Origin of the sequence: Streptococcus sp. 210928-DFI.4.42 (assembly GCF_020554365.1) — a bacterium.
Taxonomy (GTDB): Bacteria; Bacillota; Bacilli; order Lactobacillales; family Streptococcaceae; genus Streptococcus; species Streptococcus parasanguinis_S.
On sequence record NZ_JAJCHF010000051.1, the window covers coordinates 1 to 903 of the forward strand.

The window sequence follows — 903 nt, forward strand, 5'->3', positions numbered from 1 at the left end:
GGAATCAGTTTAGAATTTGAAGAGTCCAGAAAAACATATCAATTCTTAAAAGACTTAGCTTCAACTACTGGAATTTTACTAAGTTTTGGCTCTCAACTATCCTGTATGGTTGCTGGTATCTTTTTTGTAAGAAATAACTTACTGACTATTGGACTACTAGTAGCAAGTATTCAATTATTAAACGGTGTTTTTGCTCCATTACAATCTATTCTTTACAATAAAAATTTAATCAGCAGTAGCAAGTCCATTATTGATAATATCCAAGAAAATCTATATGAGACAAATCATGGAACTTTCCATAAAACAAGTACAATTGATTGTGATAACATTTCGACTATTTCTATTAACCGATTATATTATGAAATTGAAAATAGAATATTATTTGATCATTTTTCCTATGAATTTAAAAAAGGTAAGCGCTATGCGATTATCGGTGCTTCAGGAACTGGGAAAACAACTTTAGTAAAATTAATACTAAATTATTATCCAAAAAATCTTTATGATGGAGAAATAAAAATCAACGGAAAACAGAATATTGATATTCCCTCAGAGGAGTTATATAAAGATATTGCATTTGTGCAAAAAAATGACTTTCTAATTGAAGGTAATATTCTAGAGAATATCAAATTGGCTAGAAACCTTCATTTAACTGAAAAATTAAGAAAATCCTTAGGTTTTAATGAAGACTTCCTTCGTAAAAACCTAGCTCAATCAAACAAAATCATTTCAGAAGGAGAAAAGCAACGAATTGATTTAGCTAGGTTTTTAGTCAAAACATATTCAGTTTATATATTTGACGAACCTACAAGTAACCTTGATCCAATAAAAGCAAAAGAAATAATGGACTACATTCTATCCATTAAAGATGCAATTGTTATTGTCATTACTCATGATCAAAATCCA

At 28.6% G+C, this 903-nt stretch carries 1 protein-coding gene; it reads left to right on the top strand.

The genetic code is table 11. The annotated features are described in order from the left end of the window. Positions 1–903, top strand: a 903-nt coding sequence (locus LIZ08_RS10190) for an ABC transporter ATP-binding protein (RefSeq protein ID WP_227038818.1), incomplete at both ends; no start/stop codon positions are given.